Source organism: Euzebyella saccharophila, assembly GCF_014855495.1.
Taxonomy (GTDB): Bacteria; Bacteroidota; Bacteroidia; order Flavobacteriales; family Flavobacteriaceae; genus Euzebyella; species Euzebyella saccharophila.
Window position 1 is genome coordinate 185,301 of the sequence record NZ_JACYFJ010000001.1, and the last position, 24,465, is coordinate 209,765.

Consider the following 24,465-nt stretch of genomic DNA (forward strand, 5'->3'; position numbering starts at 1 on the left):
GGAGAATTAAGTTGCCTAGCTTAATAGATTTGAAGCAAGAACTGTCAATTTTGTGGCATAGCGCGTTGAATATACTAATCCTGCTTTAACTCCGTGGGAAGAATACCAAAATGCGCCTTAAAACACTTGGTAAAATAGGAAGGGGAAGAAAACCCAACTTGAAAGCAAACTTCACTGATCGAGGCATCTCCCTTTTCAATTATTTCTTTGGCCTTCTCCAATCTTAACTTTCTTAAAAACTCGTTGGCAGTACAACCGGTAAGTGCCTTTATTTTTCGGTAAAGCTGACTTCTACTAAGGTTAAGCTCTTCCGCCAATAACTCCACATTAAGGTTTTCATCAGCTATATTCTTTACAATAAAGTCTATTACTTTTTCTATAAAGTTCTTATCCAATTGAGTGGTATGCTCCGGTATCTTAACGCTGGTGCCATCACTACCAAACTTATCCAATAAAATTTGCCTACTGGTGAGCAACCTTCTCAACTGTGTTCTTAACACCGTCATGTCAAACGGCTTGCTCAAATAAATATCCGCCCCGCACTCAATGCCTTTAACCCAATCTTCATTCATGGTTTTTGCCGTAAGCATCACGATTGGGATATGACTGGTTTTTATATCCTTTTTTATCTCTTCGGAAAATTCAAAACCATCCATTTCCGGCATAACAACATCTGTTATAATTAAGTGTGGTGTTTTTTTGGCAGCCATTTCCAGTCCTAATATCCCATTGGCAGCTTCCAGTACCTTATACTCATGCTGCAGTTCATCCCTTAGATAGGATCGTAACTCCGTATTGTCCTCTACCAACAGAACCGTTTTTTTGGACGAGGCATTGTTGTACGCCTCTATAGGTTTTGGAACTGTACTATTACTACCGGACTCCTCTAGCGGTATTTGGGGTTCTTTGTAAAGGAACTCTCCTCGCTCAAAATGTGCCTTACCTAAAGGTAGAAAAATCCGAAATTTGGTTCCGACGGTTTCCTCACTTTCTACCTCAACTGTACCTTTCAACAGATTTACAAAACTTTTTACCACTTCAAGACCAATACCGGTGCCACCGTAATATTGGCTGTTCATGTTTTTAACTTGATAGAAACGTTCAAAAACATTCTTTACTTCCTCCTGGCTAATACCACTACCGGTATCTTCTATGAATATTTCAATGCCCTCCATTGGCTTTTTATCATCTACCAACGGAAACCTTTTTCCTTTTTCACATTTAGATAAACCAACAGTTATGGTTCCATTATCAGGTGTAATCTTAAATGCATTACTTAGAATATTAAATAGAACTTTTTCCAACATGCCTTGATCGCTCCATACGGTAATGTCTTCCTCAGGAGTTTCCAACATAAGGGCAATGTTTTTCAAAGTTGCTTCCTCTTTAAAATGTTCAACCACCTCCTTTGTAAAATCAACGGCATTGATTTCCGAAACCTTTAATGAAAATTTATTGAGCTGTAGTTTTCTAAAGTCCATAAGCTCATCAATCAATCTTTTAAGTCTTCCCGTGTTTTTTCTTACCGTTAACAACTTGTCCTTTAGCGCAAGGGGCAATTTCGTATCCTGCTCAGAAATAATGGCTTCCAGAGGATTTAAAATCAATGTTAGGGGAGTTCTAAACTCGTGGGAAATATTAGTGAAGAATTGAATTTTTCTGTTATTTAATTCTTCCTCCTGTATCCGTTTTTCACGTTCAAATTGCGCTATTCTCTTCTCACGTAACCGATCCCTAACCAAACGAGTTGCAAAGAGGGTTACGGAGCCAAGCATTATAAAATAGCAGGCAAAAGCCACATGGGTCTTCCACCAGGGAGGAAGGACTGTGATGGAAAGACTTTTCACTTCCTCATTCCAGACGCCATCATTATTGGAAGCCTTTACCCTAAAAATATAATCCCCTGGGGAAAGATTCGTATAATGTGCGGTAGTTGTATTACCTACAAAATTCCAAGTTTCTTCTAATCCTTCCAAAAAATAGGCATACTGGTTCTTTTCCGGTCGGGTGTAATTAACCGCTGCATATTCAATTGTGAAAACAGATTGTTGATGGCCGAGCTCAATATGGTCTGTCTTGCCAAAAGCTCTGGTCAACGGGGTGTTTTTATCACCAACCCTTGTGCTTTTATTGTGAATCTTTAAGTCCGTAAAATAAATAGGCGGCCTATTTTCATTGGTAACAATACGTTTGGGGTCCACAATATTAATACCTTCATAATTACCAAAGTACATAATGCCGTTCTCGTCCTTATAAGAAGCATTGTAATTAAAATCATTGGACAATAAGCCGTCATTGGTATTGAAGTTAACGAACTTATCATTCTCCGAATTTAAATAAGAAAGCCCGTTATTACCCCCTACCCAAAGTACGCCTTCATCACTTTCAAGAATGGTAACAACGTTTTCTTGTTCTAGATTACTGGAGCTGCGGTTATACCATGTAATTTCCTTACTTCTAAAATCATGTTTCCATAACCCGGCACCATCTGTACCGATCCAAATATTGCCGTAACGGTCTTCACATAATGAAACTACCATGTTCAACATGCTTTTCTCTGCGGCAATAGCCTCCTTATCCTTAATCAAATCCACTTTTTCAAAAGGTAGCGTTGACATGTAGGAACGCTTGAACAGCCCTTTATTTGTGGCGACCCAAATGGTATTCTCCCGATCTACCAACACTTTTCTTATTTCGGCTTCATTATTAAAATCATCATCCGAGACTGCACCAAACTCCTCCTTCTTAGTGTCGTAAAAATAGAGTCCGCTTGCGCTGGTTCCAATCCAGACCACCCCTTCAATATCCTCAGCAAAATTCATGACCCTATAAAAATGCATCCGATCATTCACATTCTCAATCTCAAAATGCTTGAATTTTCGAGAACCCTTTTTTAGATAGTATACACCGGAATTCCACGTGGCTACCCATAAATTTTCTCCACTATCATAAAAAAGGTTCTGGACATCTACAGCATCCAAGCCAGTAGCTATGGGATTATTGGGGTCTATAAGATGGGTGAAATTTTTGTTCTTAAGATCATAAACATCTATACCCCCGCCATCCATGCCTATCCAAAGCCTATTTTGCCTATCTTTTACAATGCTCGTGACCGAAGAGGATTGTAAAGAATTCTGCACGTTTTGAACGCTTTGTAAATCCTTGAACTTATCATAGGAACGATCATAGACACTCACACCAGCGTTGTAATACCCCATCCAGATACGTTCTTCCCCATCCACAAAAACAGACCAAATAGAATTGGATTTAATTCCATTTACCTCAAACTTATCATACTTGTAGTTTTTTATGAGGGTACCATCTTTCTTTAGAACAATCAATCCATCATTCTCAGTAGCGCACAAAATATTCCCATGGGGAGCCTGCGCCATGGCAAAAACACGTTCGTTCGTAAGGGTTAAATGGGTAGTTTGGTAGGTATTCATCTTATCTGCTTCTACCTTGAGCAAGCCACTATTGAAGGTTCCCAACCAAAGCGAACCGGTATCATCAATTAGCATGGACTCAATACCAAACGGTAAGCCTTTTTCAGTTGAAACCCCTTGCAGAGCAATGGGAGTTGCATTTTTTCCATTAAATTCAAACAGTCCATTATTGGTGCCAATAAGAATCTTTCCATCATCCCTTTTCCTAAAGCATTTTATGATGAGATTTTTCTCCGGCCTAGGCACCAATGGTATAGGGCTTGCGGTCAAACTTTTGGCATCTACTGTAAAGAGGCCATCCACATTGGTTCCTGCTAGTAAATGACCATCATCGGTTTCTATAACATCCCAAACAACGGTACTTTCCAAAACTTCATTCCCCAACTTAAATTTTACTCGATTAAATTGATCTAAATCTTCATTGTAAACATTTAGACCAACTTCCGTTCCTACCCAAATCCTATTATGGGAATCCACATAGGCATTTTGAATCAAAGAACTATTTAAGGAATGAGGATTGTTGAATTCTTGACGATACGTTTTTAACTCGGCACCATAGTTTTTATAGAGCCCGCCCCCATAGGAACCAATCCATATCACGCCATTTTGATCTTGAACAATGGTGGAAATGGCCTTTTGTGAAATTCCTTTATCTATATCAATAAATGCGTATTCCTCATCTGTTATTTGGCAGGACACGGAAACACAGACCATTAAAAGAATAGCTAAAAATAGCTGCTTAGAGAATTTCATAGAGTTGAGTTAAGTCGTAAACTGCTCTTTGACCAAGAGGTAGTGGAATTTACGAGCTTAAAAATAGGAAATTGATTTTAATGTGTAACCATTACACCTAGCAACTACCCTGATTTCTGGACAACTAGGGAAGGGTGTATGATAAGCGTACACTTTATTATGCTTCAAATGTAGTAGTAAGGGACTCGATTTTTCTATTATATCATCAAACATTCTAACATATTTGTCTTTCATCTATTTACTGTAAGGTTCACACTTATTTTGTACCTTTTATATCTTGTAAATAAAAACCGAAAAGGGGCTTTTCACGAGCAACTCTAAACACATTATATTGAAAACAAAACTCTTCTTACTGCTATTTTTCGTTCTAACTTATTTAGGAATATCACAGACTCCTGGTTATGACCTCTGGATGAATTATAAACAAATAGACAACGAAAAACTGAACAAATCTTACCAAAAAGCAACTACGTCTTTGGCTGTTTTGGGAAAAAGTGAAACCATTCAAGCTATTAAGAATGAATTACAATTGGCCCTGCCCCAATTACTGGAAAAACAACCTGAAATCAAAAGTGTGGTTGAAGAGCGTTCAAGCTTGATTATTGCAACTTTGGATGCACTACCATCCAACATTAAAAAACAGTTTTCCGCTGCTGTTGACAATTTGGGAGATGAAGGTTTTATAATCAAATCTATCAAAATTGAAAAAAACACAAAGTTGGTCGTGACGGCCCATACTGAAATCGGCCTGCTTTACGGTACTTTTAGGGTTTTGGCACTAATGCAGCAGCTTGAGGAGCTCACCAACCTAAACTTAGTGGATTCTCCAAAAATTGATATTCGTATGCTCAATCATTGGGATAATCTAGACCGTACCGTAGAACGAGGCTATGCCGGATTTTCCCTTTGGAATTGGCAAAAACTACCGGAATATATAGACCAGCGATACGTAGATTATGCCCGTGCCAATGCATCTATTGGCATTAATGCCGTTTCACTCACCAACGTGAATGCGAATGCACTGATTTTAACTCCCATGTATTTGGAAAAGGTAAAGGCCTTAGCCAAGACCTTTCGCCCTTACGGAATAAAAGTATATCTAACAGCACGGTTTTCCGCTCCCATTGAAATTGGCGGATTGGAAACTGCCGATCCGCTTGACCAGAAGGTAATTGATTGGTGGCAAGCCAAAGCGGATGAAATTTATAGTTTGATACCTAATTTTGGCGGCTTTTTGGTAAAGGCGAATTCCGAGGGGCAACCAGGACCGCAAAATTATGACCGTAACCATGTAGACGGCGCCAATATGATGGCAAAAGCGCTCGCACCACACAATGGAAACGTTATCTGGAGGGCCTTTGTATACTCCGAACACGATGCCGATGACCGAGCGAAACAAGCGTATTCGGAATTCGTACCCTATGACGGTAAATTTCTGCCCAATGTATTAGTACAAGTAAAAAACGGGGCCATTGATTTTCAGCCTCGGGAGCCTTTTCACCCCATGTTCGGAGCCATGCCCAAAACGCACATTATGATGGAGTTTCAGATTACCAAAGAGTATCTGGGCTTTAGTACACATCTGGTATACCTTCCCAAATTGTATGAAGAAGTATTGGAAGCCGACACCTATCAGGAGGGTAAAGGGTCTACCGTAGCCAAGGTTTTGGACGGTTCACTTCAGGGCCAACAAATTACAGGAATGGCAGGGGTGGCCAATATTGGGAACGACCTTAATTGGACAGGGCATCCTTTTGGGCAAGCAGATTGGTATGGCTTTGGTAGGCTGGCATGGGACCCTTATTTAGACTCCGAAAAGATTGCGGACGAGTGGTTGCGAATGACTTTTAGCAACGATGAAAAATTTATAGCACCTATCAAAGAAATGATGGTTACTTCCCGCGAAGCGGTAGTCAATTATATGAACCCCTTGGGTCTACATCACATTTTTGATACGGGCCACCACTATGGCCCTGGACCTTGGGTAAGTGAACTCAGCAGACCGGAATGGAATCCCGTTTATTACCATCAAGCAGATGAAAACGGAATTGGTTTTGACCGTACTCCTTCAGGGAGTAATGCAACCGCTCAATATGCACAGCCTGTGGCAGAAATGTTCAACGACCCCAAAACCTGCCCTGAGGAGTATTTACTTTGGTTCCATCACCTGCCTTGGGATTATCAACTAAAGAACGGGGAGACACTCTGGAACGGATTGGCAAAAAAATACCAAAAGGGCGTGAACCAAGTGGCTAAAATGCAAGAAACTTGGAACCAAATGAAACCTTATGTGAGTGCAGAGCAACACAAAGAAGTTAACATGCTACTCACTATTCAGTATAAGGAAGCTAAATGGTGGCGCGATGCCTGTTTGCTTTATTTCCAGACCTTTTCCAAACAAGAATTGCCCGTAGGTGTAGAAAAACCGGAGCACGACTTAGAATACTACAAATCTTTAAAATTTCCTTTTGCACCTGGTATTAGGCCGCGTTGGAATTAATTTTTTTATAAAATTGAATTCATGAAAAAATTTATTTTTTCTATAGTGTTTCTATTAATAGTAAACACATTAGGTCTCGCTCAGATAAAACTACCCAAGTTAATAAGTGATGGTGCCATCTTTCAGCGGGATACTGAACTTAAAATTTGGGGATGGGCCTCTCCGCTAGAAAAAATAGAATTAACATTTAAAGACGATATTTTTACTGCCACCACCAACAGTCAAGGGGAATGGGAGCTTATACTACCAGCACAAAAAGCAGGTGGACCTCATCAATTTATATTTAAGGGAAATAATGAAATTACCCTAAGCAACATCTTGTTCGGGGAGGTTTGGGTATGTTCAGGACAATCGAACATGGAACTGACCATGAACCGGTTACGCGACACTTATCCGGAAGTTATAGCCAACTCTAAAAATTCGCAGATCAGGCAGTTTTTGGTGGCCGACAAATATGATTTTAAAGAGGCGCATTCGGATTTTGATGCAGGCGAATGGAAGGAAGCCAACCCTGAAAATCTCATGGATTTTTCCGGAGTCGCTTACTTCTTTGCCAAAGATATTTACGAAAAATACGATGTTCCGGTAGGCTTGATCAATGCCGCTTTGGGCGGCTCACCCGTAGAAGCATGGATGAGCGAAGATGCCTTAAGAAAATTCCCTAAAGCCTTTGAAGAAATGCAACGGTATAAAAATGACGACCTAATTTCCTCTACAGAAGAAAAAGACCAAGCTCGACAAAGGGCATGGTATCAGAAATTAAACACAGAGGACCAAGGCTTTAAAACCGGAAAAGAATGGTTTCAAAAAAATCTGGATGACTCCTCATGGAAAACCATGAAAATGCCCAATTTCTGGGAAGAGCAAGGATTAAAAAATACCAACGGCGTAGTGTGGTTTAGGAAGCATATCAATCTACCAAATAATTGGTCTGGCGGAAACAATAAACTGTGGCTGGGCAGAATGGTGGATCAGGACCATGTCTATGTTAATGGACATTTTGTTGGCACTACGGGTTACCAATATCCGCCCAGAAAATATCAGGTCCCTGACTCCCTACTAAGCGAAGGTGACAATGTAATTACCGTTAGACTCATCAACGAAAGCGGAAAAGGAGGTTTTATCAAAGACAAGCCCTATTTTCTAACTAACGGGAAGGACACCCTCGATTTGAAAGGAGATTGGAAGTATCGATTGGGTACTAAAATGGCCCCTTTACAAGGACCTACTTTTATCCGTTGGAAACCTGGCGGACTCTACAACAAGATGATTGCGCCCTTGTTAAACTATAAAATCAAGGGTACCATCTGGTATCAAGGGGAGTCTAACACAAATGACCCTAATAGTTATTTTGAAACCTTTACAGCACTTATTAAAAACTGGAGGGCTAAATGGAGTATGGACGATTTCCCTTTTCTATTTGTTCAGTTGGCCAATTTTATGGAGGAAACCCACAAACCGGTAGAAAGTGACTGGGCACAATTAAGGCAGGCCCAGCTACAAACTTTAGACCTTCCGAATACCGGAATGGCAGTCATTACAGATATTGGCGAGTGGAATGACATCCACCCTTTGAATAAAAGAGATGTAGGTAAACGTTTGGCCCAACTTTCTTATCGATTAGCGTACGAAGATGAAAATGCATTGACCAGCCCGGTACCCAAGAACGCTGATTTTCTTACCGATCGTGTTGAAATAGAATTCAATTATTTGAAAGAAGGGTTAATGTCGAAGGACGGAAAGCCCTTGCAAACTTTTGAGCTTTCCGATGATGGCAAAACATTTCAAATGGCACAAGCAAAGCTTGAAGGTGATAAGGTGTTTGTACACCTAAAAGGAATCAAAAACCCTGTTGCAGTGCGCTATGCATGGTCTAACAACCCCGAAAGAGCCAATCTGTTTTCAAAAGAAGGGTTGCCTGTTTCTCCATTCGAGTTAAAAAAAGATTAGTTCCATTTAAAGGCGAAGTAACGACAAGAACCTTCGCCAAGATTTTTGATGCCGTGCAATGAGCCTGATTTCGCCAGGTAAAAATCACCGGGGCCCGCCTGATACGTTTTACCCGAAATGGTCATCTCAGTATTACCGGCCATCATTAAAATAATTTCTGTTTCCACGTGTGTATGCGGTTCATGACTGGGGCCTAATTTATCCAATTGGGTTACATGCATTTCGTAACGCTCGCACATGGCCGTTTCCCTATCGAAATAGGGTACACCACCCCCTCTTGAACTTGGTTTAAAGGTAAGGGAATCTGCATTGAGCATTAAAGAACCTCCAGCTTTTGAAGCCCGCTCGATGTTCATCGGCTTTTTAGATCGATACCTAATTACATAATACGTCAAATCCGAATCGCCCACGTTTTCCATTTGGTGCATCTGTTGGGGCATTAACAAAATAACACCCTCAGGACCTAAAATTTTACTTTCACCCTCAATGGTAATTTTCATGGTGCCCTCCCGTACGATAATACATTCCTCAATATCTTCATTTGCATGTGCAGGGCCAGGGGTTGCTCCCGGTTTCTGGGTAGTTGCGTGCATTTCAATGTACTCTAAATCTGGAGAAGTACCCTCTAATATCGCGCGCCCTTCTTTTAAGTCCGATTTTTTCACCGGAAATTCATCCCACGCGTAAAGTCCTTCTTTTATAGGTTCCATTTGAGCATTTATCATAAAGGAAGTGAACAATACCATTCCTGTTAGCATATTTTTCATCTTAATAGTGTTTAGTTGAAGTTGAGATTTGATTACGGAGACATCAAACCAAGATAATGAAAAAGAAGATGTTAAGTACTATCAAACCCAAGAATACTGGTAAAATCCATCTTTTTTAAGAATAATAAATGAATTACTTTTGTGTTTTTATGTAATCGATTACTTAAAACAATCTAATGAAACTCAACTACTACAACTTACGACCCTTATTTTTACTTTTAATTATTCTTTTGGCTGCCTGTAAAGAAAAAAATAAAAAACAAGTAGAGGAGGTTGTTAGCTTAGACAATTTTGCGCAAGCAGATTCCATTATTGCTTCTATTTCCCTACCCACTTTCCCTGATAAAACTTTTGATATTACTGAATTTGGCGCTGTTAATGACGGAGCCACCAATAGTTCAGATGCTTTTAAAAAGGCCATTGAAGCCTGTAACCAAGCAGGTGGGGGAAAAGTGTTTGTGCCCTCTGGTAAATTTCTTACCGGCCCCATTCATCTATTGGATAATGTAAACCTTCATTTAGCTGAGGGTGCGGAAGTACTCTTTTCCACAGACAAAAGCCTTTACCTCCCTGTTGTACATACATCCTATGAAGGGGTAGAGCTTATGAACTATTCACCTTTGGTTTATGCCTACAAGAAAAAAAATATAGCGGTTACGGGAAAAGGAAAATTTAATGGTCAAGCCAATGAGAAGAATTGGTGGCCATGGTGCGGAGCAGAACGCTACGGATATAAAAAAGGAGAACCTCAACAAAGAGACGACCATAACCTACCGCGTTTGCGAAAAATGAACGAAGAAGCCGTACCCTACCAAGAGCGTATTTTTGGAGAGGGACATCAATTACGCCCTGCGTTCTTTCAACCTTTTGGATGCGAAAACGTATTGGTAGAAGGTGTAACCTTCACCAATGCCCCGTTCTGGGTAATGCATCCTATCAAATCAACAAATGTTACGGTAGATGGTGTCACCGTTCGTAGCCATGGGCCTAATAACGACGGCTGTGACCCCGAATATTCTAAAAACATACATATTAAAAATTGTGTTTTTGATACGGGTGATGATTGTATTGCTATTAAATCTGGACGTAACGATGAGGGGCGCCGTGTTAACATTCCAAGTGAAAATATCGTGGTTGAGGATTGCATAATGAAAGATGGCCATGGTGGCGTGGTGATGGGTAGTGAGATTTCCGCTGGGGTAAGCAATGTTTTTGTACGTAACTGTAGAATGGACAGCCCCGAACTTGAACGTGCCATACGTATAAAGACCAATACCCTAAGAGGTGGGTTTGTAGAGAATGTATATGTCAAAAACATTCAAGTGGGGCAGGTGAAAGAAGCAGTTCTAAAGATAAACACCTACTACGGTATTTATGATAAGCAGGAAGGGGAACATATACCCTCCATTAAAAACATCTACCTAGAGGATGTCGAGGTTGAAAATGGGGGTGAATATGGCATTTTAATCCAAGGAAGGGAAGAGAATCCGGTGAAAAATGTAAGCCTAAAAAATGTTCATATCAAAGGGGCGAAAACACCTATGTTGGTAGAAAATTCAGAACCCATACAGTTTAAAAACGTAACCATAAACGGGGAGCAAATAAATGCACAATAGACCATGTCTCTACCAATCAAATACAGCCCCTCCTCTGAATATTACAGCATATCAAAAAACACCATGTTTTTATTATTTTTAGTGTGTCTGACGTTTGCTGGCGTTTATAAGATGGAAGCTCAAGAAATTCGCCCTAGAATATTGATCAGCAGTGATATTGGCGGTACGGACCCGGACGATTTTCAATCGATGATTCATTTACTGATGTATGCCAATGAGGTTTCCATAGAGGGACTGGTTTCTTCCCCTTATGGACCAGGAAGAAAAAAGGATTTTTTGGACATGATAGACCTTTATGAAAAAGACCTTCCGAAACTAAAGGAACATTCCGGTGGTTTTCCCCATCCAGATTCCTTGCGGGCTATTACCAAACAAGGGGAAACCGAACTTGCTCCTTTTAGGGGATTTAGGAGGGCCACGGAAGGCTCCGATTGGATCGTTAAATGCGCCAAGGAGAAAAGTGACCAACCCCTATGGGTTTTGGTATGGGGCGGCTTGGAAGATATAGCGCAAGCCTTACATGATGCCCCAGAGATCAAAGAAAACATTAAAGTGTACTGGATCGGTGGACCCAACAAAAAATGGGGCGTTAACGCTTATTCCTACATTGCAGAAAATCATCCGGACCTTTGGATGATCGAGGCCAATGCCACCTACCGTGGGTGGATCATAGATGACGAATCACCGGAAAACATCAATGCCAAAAACTTCTACCCCAACTTTATAAAGGGCAAAGGCCATCTGGGCAAAGATTTTGTAAACCACTATAACGGAGACATAAAAATGGGGGACACCCCCTCTTTAGTATATGTTCTTAACGGCGATCCCAACGACCCCACTGGCGAGAGCTGGGGAGGAAGTTTTACCAAAATACAGCGCAGCACAAGGTCCATTTTCCAAAATGGCAGCACCCAAACAGATACGGTAGCCGCCTACGATGTAATTGAATGGCAATTTAAGGGCCCTGTTCTAGACATACCCAAAGATTCCGTGTGCTTTACCAATGAAATTTGGGGGCAAGTTTGGAACGGCTACTATTTGGGCGATGGTATCTACGGTACTAAATATTCTTCCAAAAAGCCGGAAATAGGTTCTTACAGGACAAGCAGCGATATTCCGGAACTAGATGGACTTACAGGGCAATATACCAGTATTGTACCTTGGCCGGGAGAAACATCGGAACATGACTACATTCTAGGCACTAACTGGTACGGGGACCGCTTGGAACCCCAATTGTTCATGGGAGTACAGCAAGGAGCCAAAACAGTGGCCAAGCACCGCGAAGCTTTTTTAATGGATTGGGCCGAGCGTTGGAAATGGCTGGAATGAGCTTTAGCCGATGTTTACTCGAACACTTTTGACAAAAAGCCGTCCATTGCCTTAATGGTAGGCTCAAACCACGGATGGTACAATACAAAGGAGTGCGGGGCATCATCAAATGATACGACTTCACTATAAACATCATTTAAAAATAAAACCTTTCGAAAATCATCCCTCCCGGCATGCATTCGGTCTACTGAACTGTTTATAAATAAGGTTGGTGGCGTATTTGAACTGGCATATCCTAATGGGGATGCAACTTCCCAAAGCATCGGGTTCTCTTTCTTGGCATAACCAAACCAATAAGTTGCTGCAGAAGTACCCTTGCTATCGTCACCCTCACCACTTTCCGGATGTACAAATGACAAAGTACCATCCATATCTATGATGGCATTGACAGAGGTGCTCACCTTTGCTAAATTTGCACTACCTTCAAACAAGGGCATATTTTGGGTAACTCCTAAAAATGCGGATAGTTCTCCTCCGGCAGAAAAACCTGCCACTGCAATTTTATTAGAATCAAATCCCAATTCTCGTGCCTTGGAGCGAACCCACCTTATAGCTTCCTTTAAATCATATATGGCTGCAGGAAATAAGGCTTCGGTTGACAATCTATATTCTGGTGTAAAACAAATATAGCCCAACCCGGCCAGCTTTTGGGCCATAGGATAATGTTGCGAACGGTCACCGGACCTCCATCCGCCCCCATGGATAATAATGACGGCGATTCCGTTTTTACTCTTCGAGACGGTGGGTTGAAAAACATCCAACAAAAGCTTTCTATCGCCCGTTTTCAGGTAGACAACATCTCTCTTTTCTTTAATGTCTACGTTCTTAACCTCCTTAACAACTTCAATATCCGGATAATACTTCACATCGTTCTGATAAGCAGAAGCGGTAGTATACGAAGTGTCTTTAATGCCCGTAACGCCCTTCATCGATTGACACCATCCGTTGCAAGTAACAAGCAAAAAAAGAACAACCGGTACTAGTTTTTTTAGAATCATTTTTCAGTTATTTGACCGAACTAGGGGTTCCTGCTTTTTCACCAATAACCACCTCGTTCATACTAACATTAGTTGTATTGGTAAGGGTCAATCCATTGGTCGCCTTTTCAACCGTTATCTGGTCAAGAACCACATTTTCTACTTTCTTGGTCGGAAAGCCCTCGATTACAATACCCGTATTACTTGCGCTCTTACAGTAGACATCTTTGATGGTCACATCAGATATTTTGGAAGGATGTTCACCGCTTCCCTCCCCATGATAATTGGCCGTCATAAAAATAGCATCCTCCGTTTCACCCAAAATAAGGTTAGAAATATGAATATTCTTGATATACCCTCCCCTGTCGGAATTCGTCTTAAAATAAATTCCACGTTTTAAATAGCCACTGGCCTTATTGTTTTCTATAAAAACGTTTTTTACGCCGGCAGACATTTCACTTCCAATCACCACCGCATGCAAACCTTTAAAAAAGTTATTTCGGGCGATAATATTTTCTGAAGGTATATGGCTGTTAGACCTTCCTTCTACGTCTCTACCTGCTTTGATGACAATATTATCATCGGCATTATTGAACTGTACATTTTCAATGAGAACATCACTGGCATATTCCAAATCTATACCATCATTGTTCTTATTGTGGGCGTCATAGGAAATACCCCTCACGGTAATATTTTTAGATTTAAGAAAGTGAACGCACCAGAAGGGAGCATCCTCAAACTTGACGCCTTCTACCAATATATTTTCACAATTAAGAAATTGAATCAACTGAGGCCTTAAGAAGTGCCCACTACCGAACGCTCGCTCTTTTACAGGAATTTGTTCATGGTTCATCTGCCTGCTAAGCTGTTTGTCCACATTTTCTTTGGCTTTCCAGGTTGCCCACTCGCCATGACCTTCGCCATCAATAATACCTTCTCCCGTTATTGAAATATTGGTCTTACCGTTGGCGTATACAAGCGGACTGTAATTGTACAACATGGTACCTTCCCAGCTAGTTTCTACCACTGGCAAAAAACTATCAGGCCGGTCATTGAACCTTATTATCGCTCCTTTTTCTAAATGTAAATTGATGTTGCTTTCTAAATGTAAGGGACCATTTAAAAGGTAAATACCCGATGGAACAACCAACTGCCCTCCTTTTTTTCGGCTTAAATGCCTAATAGCTTTCTCAAACGCCTTTCTGCAATCAAAAACGCCATCACCTTTCGCCCCGAATTTGACCACAGAAACCGAATAATCAGGAATTTTAGGTAATCGAATTCTTTTTTCAATGGCAGTAATGGCCGAATCTTTATCGATTTTAATTTGTGCCAACCCTATATTGGTGGTCAAAAAGAGTAAATAGAATATGAATAGACCGTTTCTCATTTTTGTAAAAAATTGGTAAGCGGAAGTTGTAACGATTGCATTTCTTTGACTGCCAAGCCGGCCACCAACAATGCCCCTTTTTCAGAGAGGTGGGTATTATCTGCAATACCTTTAGGATAATAAGGCTCTTCACCAGGTTTGAAATGCAGATGTAATTTTTTGGAATTCTCCGGACCGAAGCTCGTTTCTAGAACTTCCGTCAGATATTGCAAATCAATTAGCGGAACACTCATTTCATTAGAAACCATTCTAGTTACAACCGGGTATTCACCGTGGGTATCAATCAGAGAACCGAACTCGTTAAAATTTCTTCTCACAATACTGGTAAAAAGTATGGGTGTAGCTCCTTTTGCTCTGGTTTCTTTCACAAAGCGTATTAAATTATGCCTATACGTAGTATGCGGATTGGTAAACCTGCTGGAGTCTTTAAATTTTTGGTCGTTGTGCCCAAATTGAATAAATACGTAATCGCCACTTTTTAAGGTGGTCAAAACAGAGTCCCACCTGTTCTCTGAAATAAAACTTTTAGAACTTCTACCGTTAACCGCTCTATTATCGACCTTAACCTCATCTGTAAAAAAAGTTTGCAGCACCTGCGCCCAACCATGTTCAGGATTTTTCTCCGGTTCTTTCTTATCGGCCATCGTCGAGTCACCAATGCAATACACGGTGACCTCCTGCGCATTGGCCATTAGGCCTACCATAAAAATTATACCTGCCCAAACCGATTTTGACACTCTAAAATTTTTCATACCATGAAGGGTGATTCTCATTTCCTAAAATATTTTCGATTGTATATTCAGACGCCTCGGCAGCGGTTAATTGCTTGGCCCAAGCCACTCGCTCCTTTGGATTAAATCCGGGGCCGCTACACTCATATTCGGCATAAAGAGCTTCCTTTTCAGCTTCTTTATTAGACCAATTATCCCAACCTTTTGGCAATATATGGTCATCCATCGAACATTGTATAAAAACGGTCGTGGCGTAGGTACGCCACGGTCTACCAAGATATACTTCATTCGCTTCTTCGGCAGCGGTCAAATTACAGTTCTTAAATACATAACCGAAAGGTTCTCCTTTTGGGGTAGAAGCCGCCGTGATAAAAGAATTTGATTTACTGTGGATGGTACAATCTTGAAACAACACCGTTGCCTGACCAAAAATAAAATCCGTAGTACCTTCTATGTAGCAATTTTTGAAGTACTGCTGAAAACCTTCACCTGTAACATACAGCGTATCTTGATTTCCAGTAATGGTACAGTTTTCAATCAGTACTCGATCAGCATTCACTGCCAGCGCCACCGCTTGGCCCACTTCACCCGCCGTATTTTCTATGGTAAGGTTCACTGCATAAAAATCATTGCCCTGAACCAAAACCGTTGGGGTATGAAAGGTACTATTTCTACCCAAATTTAGTTTATCGAAATAATCGTCATAGGTAATTATGGTCTTTTCGCGGTCTTCACCAATAAGGCTCATACGATTGTTCCATTCAAAAACTTCAATCTTCTCTCGATAAATCCCGTTTTTTATTTTGATGATCACCCTTTTATCAGGGAAGCCTTTGGCACTATTGATTGCCTCTTGAATGGATGTAAAGTCTCCCGACCCATCTTGGGCCACGGTCATATTATAGATATCTACTTTTTTCTCGGTATTATTTTGTGCGGTGACCTCCAAGCCGAGAATAAGAAACTGGAAGCAAAATAGGCTACATACAATAGATTTCACGAAACTGTTCATAACATCAAAGTTTTCGCCTTATCGATTAAGGTTTGAAGCTCATTCTTTTCTTCTTCCGAAGGCATTACCAACGGCGCCCTAACGGACCCGGCCGGTTTTCCAATGATATCGGCACCTGCCTTAATGAGACTGACGGCATAACCCGCCTTTTTACTCCTTAGGCGCACAAAAGGGATAAAGAACTCCTTTAAAATAGACTTTACTTTATCTGAATCGCCCTTTCTTAAAGCTTTGTAATAGGCTAGTGCCAACTCGGGTACAAAATTGAACACCGCCGAAGAGTAGGTATTGACCCCTATAGAAAGGTAAGCCTCTGAAATAATTTCTGCTGTGGGCACACCTCCAATATAGGTCAATCTATCACCTACCGTTTTAATGGTGTCGTTCAAATCTTGCATATTGCCCGTTCCATCTTTTAATCCTACTAGATTAGGACACTCATTTGCTAGTTGAAGTATGGCATTGGCAGATAAAATTCCGTTGGAACGATTGTAATACACTACCGGAAGCTTGGTACCATTGATAATGGTCTTTGCGTACTCTATAAGTCCATCTTGCGGACAACCTGTTAGATAGGGCGGCATTAAAAGCAACCCATCTACACCTGCCTCCTCAGCCATTTTGGCAAATTCCAATGCTTCGGGAATGCTTCTTCCTACACTGGAAATGACAGGTACCCTTCCCTTATTTTCCTTTACGGCAATTTGTATGATCTGTTGATATTCTTCCTTTGAAAGGGAAAAGAATTCACCCGTACCACCCGCTACAAAAATGGATGAAATATCATGCTCTAAAAACCAGTTGATTCGCAGGGCATAGCTATTGGCATTAAAACGCCCATCGGCATCCATATCGGTAATGGGAAATGACAAAAGGCCGTCTCCCAAGGCTTTTTTTACTCTTTCAAATTGCATAGTGTCGTGTTTTAAAATTATGTCAATGGCCCCGGATTGAACAGTACCAAATCATTATGAATACCTAATTGGTCACAGGCCACTTTGGTTTTACCACTGGCCACTTCTAAAATAAGATGGAACAGTTCCCAACCCAATTCTTCCACCGTTGCATTTCCCGTCGCCACCCTGCCAGCGTCAAAATCAATTAAATCATGCCAGCGGTTGCTTAACTCAGTATTGCTAGACACCTTTATAACCGGCACCATGGACAAGCCGTAGGGCGTACCCCGACCCGTCATAAAAACATGCATGTTCATACCGGCTGCCAATTGCAATGTTCCGCATACAAAATCGCCAGCAGGAGTAGCGGCAAAATTTAGTCCCTTTTTCTTGATCCGTTCTCCCGGGGGAATAACGCCTACAATAGGACTGGTTCCCGATTTGGCTATGGAACCCAACGATTTTTCCACAATGGTACTCAAGCCACCTTTTTTATTGCCAGGGGAGGTATTTTCGCTACGGTCTACTTTTCCGGTTTCCAAATACGCATCATACCATTGCATTTCATTCAGCAAATCTTTGCCCACTTGGGGCGAAACCGTACGGGGCACGAGCAAATGAACGGCATCGCGCACTTCGGTAACTTCCGAGAAAAAGACGCTTCCACCTGCCCTAACAATTAAGTCGGAGGCATAACCTGCCACAGGGTTGGCGGTAATACCGGAAAAGGAATCGCTTCCACCACATTGCATCCCCACCACCAATTCCGATGCCGGACAAACGCTGCGCTTTCTGGTATTTAACTTTTTCAAGTGTTTTTCTGCCAGCTCAAGGGCGCCATCCACCATTTGGGAAAAGCCCTTGAATTTTGGATCTTGCATGTAGAGGATATCGTCTTCTTCTCCGCTTTCGGGAACAAGAACTTCTGGGCGTAATTTTTCACATCCAAGACCAATCACCATTACTTCTCCCCCAAAATTGGGGTTTTTGGCAATATTCTGAATGGTTCTTATAGGTACAATAGCTGCCGGAGCATTAATGGCCACTCCACATCCGTAGGTATGGTTAAGTCCAACCACATCATCTACATTGGGAAAATTAGGTAGAAGCTCAGTCTTTATTCGTTTTACCACAAAATCTACCATTCCTGCCACACATTGTACGCTAGTGGTGATGGCCAAAACATTTTTGGTACCCACACTACCATCAGGGTTTACATAGCCCTCAAAAGTGTAGCCTTCCAGTTTTTCCGGTTTTGGAAGATGATTTTCCTTTATAGTTATTAAATCTAGTTGTGGAGGTTCCGGCAAGGTAATATTGGTCTCTTTTACCCAAGAACCCATGGAAATACCCCTGGAAGCATAGGCTATGGTCTGTCCGTACCTGATAACCGCATCTCCTTCTTTTAAATCCGTCAACGCCACCTTGTGGCCCATAGGGACAAACTCCTTCAACTCAATGTTGGTTTGGGTTAGGCTTCCCGCTTTTATTCCGGAGGGATTGATAACAATACCTACATTGTCTTTTTCCGAAGTTTTTATGAGAATTTCTTTTTCCGTTTTCATCAAACAAAGGGTGCCAATTTAGATAAGACCATCACTGCCAAAAGGCCCGAAAAGCCCATAACCAACAACAAGAGACTAAAATGCCTTATGGTCTCCTTTTCTTCCATCCCGCTCATTTTTGTAATGATCCAAAAGGCGCTATCGTTCATCCATGCAAAGACCTTGGAACCGCAACCAATGGCCAGTGCAATGTATACGGGGTGAAACGCCAAATCTGCCTGTGCCATACCCCCTATTACCCCAATGGCGGTAACCATGGCCACCGTAGCAGAACCTTGGGCCGTTCGTACCCCTGCGGAAATAAAAAATGCCAAGGGAAGAATGGCCATTTGATAGTTAGCAGCCATTTCACCTACGCGAATGCCTATGCCAGTTTGCTGCAACATCTGACCAAAAGCGCCCCCGCAGGAAGTGATCAGAATGATCATTCCCGCACTGCTCAAAGCTTCAAAAATGAACTTTTTAAAGGTTTCCACATCTTTTAGCCGCACCCACAAGAGGTACATGACAATGAGGGTCGATATCATTAGTGCAATGTTGGCATCGCCCACCGCGGAAAAGAACCGGGCCAATTGCACCTGAAAATCCGAAGCGGTCTCACCTGCCGACTCCAAGGCCATTTGTGAAAAGGTATTCCCGGTTATTAATATAATGGGAAGGACAACAGGCAGTAACGACCACCACATAGATGGAAGCTCTCCTACCTCTTTCTCAGAAAACTGCTTTAAATCGTTAATGGAAATATCAGGAGTATCGCGCATGGGTAGATCCCATTTTTTGTTGGCCCATAGCGCATAAAAATAACCGCTTATGATGGTGACCAGCCCCACAACCAATCCGCCAATGATCATGGCCCCTAAATCAATTCCCATTTCTTCGGCTACGAAAAGAGGTCCCGGTGTAGGCGGGATCAAGGAATGCGCCATAACCCCTCCGGCGATAATGGTCATTAGATATAACGAAAACTGTTTGGGATTACGCACCCCAATGGATTTTACAAGGGGGATCATCAAATAGAAAACAGTATCAAAAAAAACGGGAATGGCCAGAGTAAAGCTGCCTGTTAATAAGGCTATGGAGGTTCTTTTTTTTCCAAAAAGCGACAATAACCCCCTTATAATCCGTTCCGCGCCCCCGCTTCTCATCAAGGCCGTACCAATAATGGATGCTAGGGCAATAAGAATACCTATTTTACCACTCGTATTACCAAAAGCCGAAGCCAAGCGTTTTCCCAAACTCATATTTACCAAGGAATGTGCTTGGTTTTCTCCCATTCCTTGACTTTCCGCGAAAAGGGCAATCTGCTCCGGAGAGGTAAGAAGAGCCGTTATCAAGGCAGCTAACAATAAGGAAATGGCCGCATGCAGCTTGAGCCTAATAATGCAAAAGAGTACAGTGGCAGTTCCTATTAAAATTATGAGCAGGGGATCCATGGTACAGCTATTTTCCCATTTCCAAGGAAGCCATCATAAAAGGACCTGTACCTTTTGGGTCGTTGGAGCGTATAATTTCGTTGACATAATAGTCAAATGAACCGTCGCGGTAGGGGTCGCCGCCCAAACCGGCCACGCCACAGCACTTGTTAAGGTTGACTACACCGTTATCCTCCACGCTTATAAATTCGGTTAAAATACCTTCGTAGCCTTTTTTGGCGTTCTCCATAAATGTTTCGGGAAGATACCCTTTGTTTACCCCTTTGGCCAAGGTATAGGTGAACATGCAAGTACCTGTGGCTTCTAAATAATTGCCTTCCCTTTCCGGTAAATCCAGCACCTGGTACCAAGTTCCGGTAGCATCTTGATATTTAACAATAGCCTCGGCATACCTGTTTAAATAGCCTTTAATCTTTTCCCTTCCGGGATGGTCTTCCGGCAAAAGCTCTATGATATCTACCAAGGCCATACCGTACCAACCCATTCCGCGGGACCAAAAGTGTTGGGACAGTCCGGTTTCATTATTGGCCCAACGCTGCTCCTTACTCTCGTCCCAACCATGGTAATAGAGTCCGGTTTCCGGGTCGCGATTGTACTTTTCTATCAGATCAAATTGTAATACGATTTTATCCAGTGTTTTTTTGGCGTCTTCCCCTTCCATAAATTGCGTGGCATATTTTGCATGAAAAGGTTCTGCCATATAAACTCCATCCAACCACATTTGGTAGGGATATCTTTTTTTGTGCCAGTAGCCACCTTCGGAAACAGTAGGTTGGTCCACCAATTGTTGGTGCAGGGTATCCATGGCCATTTTAAACCTAGGTTCTTCTTTTTTTTGGTTGAGGTAAAACAATACATCCCCGGATTTGATCATATCCAGATTATAGTTGCTTATTTTATAGGTTTCTATGCTACCATCCTGGTTCACCATTCTATCGGCATATTCATAAATATAATTGGCCAATTTTTCATGTGGGGTCTTTTCTTGGATCCTGCCCATGGCCTGCAGTACCAGACCATTGGTATAGCTCCACCCTGGTTTGGTCCTAAAGTCCAAGAGTGTAGGGTCTGGAAACCGATGGATTTCCGAAAGCGCCATACGTTCGGACCATTTGAGGTCTTCGGGCACCACTTTTTCCACCTCAGTTTCTGCGGTGGCCTCTTGTTTCTTTTTGTCTGATTTGCAATTGTAAAAAGTAATCATTAGCAATAGGAAGCCAACAATAGTTTTGATATTCATTTTCATTTTGGGTAGAAGTTATCAGTTGAGTTATAATAATTTTACAGTTGATTTAGCGTCTCATCTATATAGGCCAAAAACCCATCCTTGGTGGAAATACCCTCCTTTTCCTTTTCCCAGGCCGCGGCAAAATGGTAGGTAATGGTATTGGCGGTTGGTTTAAATACAATAATATGGTCATGATCCGCCTCCGTAACTTTTTCTACATCATCCTTTTTGTAAAAGATGACCATACCCAATTGATCGGGAACCAAGGTCTGTTCCCCATAGGTAGCTATATAGGCCCATTCCCCATTATCACTGTCTTTTTGAAGTAATTCTACATCCTCAAATTTTACGATACCGGTACAGAGCCCGTTTACGGCCTTGGAGGGGTTTAAGGTAACTTTGGTAATCCTAGAATCCGGTTCAATGAAAATATCAGTCTTTAAATCGATGGTTTCTTCATTGGCTGTCCACCCATTATAGTTTAAGGTGACCCCCGAACCTTTTTCCGAATTGGAAACCGCAACGTCACGCGATTTTACATCCTTAAAATGAGCTACCGATGATACACCGTCAAACCGACCATAAGACCCGATACCGAGAGAGCTTCCGGCTTTTAAAATATCCATGCCCCAAGGAGAATCCTCATGATAGGAATCGTAATTGTCCCTTCCCACTTTGGAAAGCACCATGGTATCTACTTTTTTTCCAAAAATATCTATGGCATTCCTCCAATCGAAATAAAGGCGGTATCCTACCTTGTTACTTTCCCATCCGGGACCCTCATATCTCACATAATACGAGTGATCGGTTAAACTGTCCGGGGCTTTTAAATATTCTAAATTCTTAAAAGTAAGATTCTCCCCAACATATTTGGTTCCTTCCCATTCTCCACCTTCTTTTACTGAAATTTCTGCATACGTCTTTCTCTCACTTTTGGTACTTACCAGTTCATTTGACTCCTTTGCTGAGTCTGCCGATTTTTTGGATGGCGACTCTTTACAGGATAACAAAAATATAACGGCCAAAAGACCGCCTAAAATGGGTTGATTAACTTTCATATAGTAGAATGTTTATTTGAATTTGTAAGATACCATTAATTTGAATTACAATTGTTTACTCTTAAAAAAAGGAGTTTGGCAAAATTGCTTTTGCCAAACCCCACCAAACTAAACTAACTCAAGAATAAACATTGAATTTTATATACGGTCTCCTTTTTAATTGTATGCCGGATTTTGAGGAAAATCGTTGTTTTGATTAAGGTCTAATGCTTGCTGCGGAATAGGCCTTAGTATCTTTTGCGCTCCTACACCGTTGAAATCCGATTCAGTTATTTGAGCATTGTATAGAGAAGCCCTTTCTACCAGTTTACCGGTTCGTTTTAAGTCAAACCATCTATGATACTCACCGAAAAGCTCCCTACCTCTTTCATCTAGAATGTAATCGATATCGAACTCACTTAACTCCGCATCTACAACACCGGCGCGCTGTCTTACCACATTAAGTCTTTGTAGACCGGTAGCGGGGTCCCCTGCCTGCAAATAAGCCTCTGCCGCCATTAAGTAGGTTTCTCCGAGTCTACCTAAAATAATATCCCTTGTACTAGACCTGCCACCAAATGCCACACCCTCTGCTGGGTCATCAAATTTCTTAACACAAATAACCTCATAATCCAAGGATACTTGGTCTGTCCACTCAGAAGAGTATTCTCCCCACCTATGATATTTAAATGCGGGAGCCAAAGCGGTAGTGTTCACATAGTCTAAGCTGTCTGTCTCCGTAAACCATTGCGGTTCATAAAATTCGATTACCGAAAGTCCATCATGCTCCGCTTTTGGTACGCGATAAAAAGTAAAATAGGAAGGACCCGTGTAATCATCCGTATCAATATAGAACACCTCTGTCATAAAGGTTGCATCCCAACGGGCATCATCTTCAGTAAAGAGACCAAGTGCAAAATTGGTAGGGCATGCAGAGTAATCTCTTGAGGGCGCCTGGCCCAAAACCTCCGACCCGCCAAGATATGATCCAAAATAAGCATATTGACGGCTTCCTAGTCCGTCTGGGTCAGCATTGATAGAGCTAGCATCGAACTGCACAGAAAAAATGACCTCTTCATTCATATCATTGCCCGGCGTAAACACATCTTCAAAAGGTAAATTTAGACCCTGACCTGCCAACACTTCATCTGCTAAAGTAGCGGCCATGTTAAAATCCTCATTGGAACCAAAATCCTCATAAGCCCTGGTTAAATATACCTTTGCCAGTAAATTTCTTGCGGCGCGCTTATTAACTTTGCCATTGAATGATCCACTTGAGGCACCTGCAATGGCATCTTCCAAATCTGAAATAATCTGCTGATAAACTTCCTCAGCAGAATTACGGTCAAATTCCAACACAGGAGTATCATAATAATCAGTTATGGCAACACCCCCATAGGTTTGCACCAATAAGAAATATGATAATGCCCTCATGAATTTTACCTCTGCCAAAAGCACTGGAAGGTTGGCAGTCTGTTCCGTAATTTCAGAATAATATAATGCCCTGTTAGCTAATTGAATGGCCTCATAGCATTCATTGTATAAATGGTCAACATCACTAGAGGTTGAATTTAAATCTGTATATTCCGTTAAACCTAACGGACCCCTTCCCCTTCCTTTGGAGTATAAGTCTGTACCACCAATAAAAGGCCAAGGAGTATCTCCATAAATATTCCTTAGCTGTGAATAGTTGGCATTTACTAGAGAATTAAAACCTTCTGGTGTCACGTAAAAAGTTTCCGCAGATTCACTTGATAAGTTTTCTTCTTCGATATAGTCGCTACAGGAGGTTAAAGCAGCGAATAGAAATCCTATGAAATATTTTCTTTTCATTT

The 24,465-nt window shown here is 41.6% G+C and carries 16 protein-coding genes; 4 read left to right on the plus strand and 12 right to left on the minus strand.

What is annotated here, in order from left to right; all coding sequences use genetic code 11:
- Positions 1 to 74: 74 nt before the first annotated feature.
- Positions 75 to 4,199 (minus strand): hybrid sensor histidine kinase/response regulator transcription factor, encoded by a 4,125-nt coding sequence (locus tag IL355_RS00765; protein ID WP_192460310.1) that lies wholly within the window; start codon positions 4,197 to 4,199, stop codon positions 75 to 77.
- A 331-nt stretch (positions 4,200 to 4,530) separates the two neighbouring features.
- Between IL355_RS00765 and IL355_RS00770 the strand changes: the two genes are divergently transcribed.
- Positions 4,531 to 6,699: an alpha-glucuronidase family glycosyl hydrolase gene (locus IL355_RS00770; RefSeq protein WP_380081196.1), complete on the plus strand. Its 2,169-nt coding sequence runs from the start codon at positions 4,531 to 4,533 to the stop codon at positions 6,697 to 6,699.
- A gap of 21 nt (positions 6,700 to 6,720) precedes the next feature.
- Positions 6,721 to 8,649, plus strand: a complete 1,929-nt coding sequence (locus IL355_RS00775) for a sialate O-acetylesterase (RefSeq protein ID WP_192460311.1) — start codon at positions 6,721 to 6,723, stop codon at positions 8,647 to 8,649.
- On the opposite strand, the gene IL355_RS00780 is transcribed toward IL355_RS00775, so the two are convergent.
- On the minus strand, positions 8,646 to 9,416 hold the full coding sequence (locus IL355_RS00780; RefSeq protein ID WP_192460312.1) for a cupin domain-containing protein: 771 nt from the start codon (positions 9,414 to 9,416) through the stop codon (positions 8,646 to 8,648). The two genes, IL355_RS00775 and IL355_RS00780, sit on opposite strands and share 4 nt — an antisense overlap.
- Before the next feature lie 176 nt (positions 9,417 to 9,592).
- Here IL355_RS00780 and IL355_RS00785 point away from each other — a divergent pair, with 176 nt between their 5' ends.
- Complete coding sequence (locus tag IL355_RS00785; protein WP_192460313.1) at positions 9,593 to 11,032, plus strand: glycoside hydrolase family 28 protein; 1,440 nt, start codon at positions 9,593 to 9,595, stop codon at positions 11,030 to 11,032.
- A gap of 3 nt (positions 11,033 to 11,035) precedes the next feature.
- Complete coding sequence (locus IL355_RS00790; RefSeq protein ID WP_225621071.1) at positions 11,036 to 12,361, plus strand: nucleoside hydrolase-like domain-containing protein; 1,326 nt, start codon at positions 11,036 to 11,038, stop codon at positions 12,359 to 12,361.
- 14 nt (positions 12,362 to 12,375) lie between these two features.
- On the opposite strand, the gene IL355_RS00795 is transcribed toward IL355_RS00790, so the two are convergent.
- The 10 genes from IL355_RS00795 to IL355_RS00840 form a co-directional block, all read right to left on the minus strand.
- Entirely contained in the window at positions 12,376 to 13,359 is a 984-nt protein-coding gene (locus tag IL355_RS00795) for an alpha/beta hydrolase (protein WP_192460314.1), read from the minus strand.
- Positions 13,360 to 13,366: 7 nt separating this feature from the next.
- Positions 13,367 to 14,728: a glycoside hydrolase family 28 protein gene (locus tag IL355_RS00800; protein ID WP_192460315.1), complete on the minus strand. Its 1,362-nt coding sequence runs from the start codon at positions 14,726 to 14,728 to the stop codon at positions 13,367 to 13,369.
- Positions 14,725 to 15,480, minus strand: coding sequence for a rhamnogalacturonan acetylesterase (locus IL355_RS00805; protein ID WP_192460316.1), 756 nt, complete (start codon positions 15,478 to 15,480; stop codon positions 14,725 to 14,727). Before IL355_RS00805 ends, IL355_RS00800 begins: the two co-directional genes overlap by 4 nt.
- Positions 15,467 to 16,471 carry a pectinesterase family protein gene (locus IL355_RS00810; RefSeq protein ID WP_192460317.1) on the minus strand — a complete coding sequence of 335 codons (1,005 nt, stop codon included), beginning with the start codon at positions 16,469 to 16,471 and terminating at the stop codon, positions 15,467 to 15,469. The genes IL355_RS00805 and IL355_RS00810 overlap by 14 nt, the downstream gene beginning before the upstream one ends.
- Positions 16,468 to 17,385, minus strand: coding sequence for a 5-dehydro-4-deoxyglucarate dehydratase (gene kdgD / locus IL355_RS00815; protein ID WP_192460318.1), 918 nt, complete (start codon positions 17,383 to 17,385; stop codon positions 16,468 to 16,470). The genes IL355_RS00810 and kdgD overlap by 4 nt, the downstream gene beginning before the upstream one ends.
- Positions 17,386 to 17,402: 17 nt before the next feature.
- Positions 17,403 to 18,932, minus strand: coding sequence for a galactarate dehydratase (gene garD, locus IL355_RS00820; RefSeq protein ID WP_192460319.1), 1,530 nt, complete (start codon positions 18,930 to 18,932; stop codon positions 17,403 to 17,405).
- Positions 18,932 to 20,365, minus strand: a complete 1,434-nt coding sequence (locus IL355_RS00825) for a GntP family permease (RefSeq protein WP_192460320.1) — start codon at positions 20,363 to 20,365, stop codon at positions 18,932 to 18,934. The genes garD and IL355_RS00825 overlap by 1 nt, the downstream gene beginning before the upstream one ends.
- A 7-nt stretch (positions 20,366 to 20,372) precedes the next feature.
- Complete coding sequence (locus IL355_RS00830; protein ID WP_225621072.1) at positions 20,373 to 21,611, minus strand: glycoside hydrolase family 88/105 protein; 1,239 nt, start codon at positions 21,609 to 21,611, stop codon at positions 20,373 to 20,375.
- A gap of 35 nt (positions 21,612 to 21,646) precedes the next feature.
- The gene (locus IL355_RS00835; protein WP_192460321.1) at positions 21,647 to 22,651 is read right to left on the minus strand and encodes a DUF4861 family protein; all 1,005 of its coding nucleotides are present in this window, start codon (positions 22,649 to 22,651) and stop codon (positions 21,647 to 21,649) included.
- A 156-nt stretch (positions 22,652 to 22,807) separates the two neighbouring features.
- On the minus strand, positions 22,808 to 24,463 hold the full coding sequence (locus IL355_RS00840; protein ID WP_192460322.1) for a RagB/SusD family nutrient uptake outer membrane protein: 1,656 nt from the start codon (positions 24,461 to 24,463) through the stop codon (positions 22,808 to 22,810).
- Positions 24,464 to 24,465: the final 2 nt, after the last annotated feature.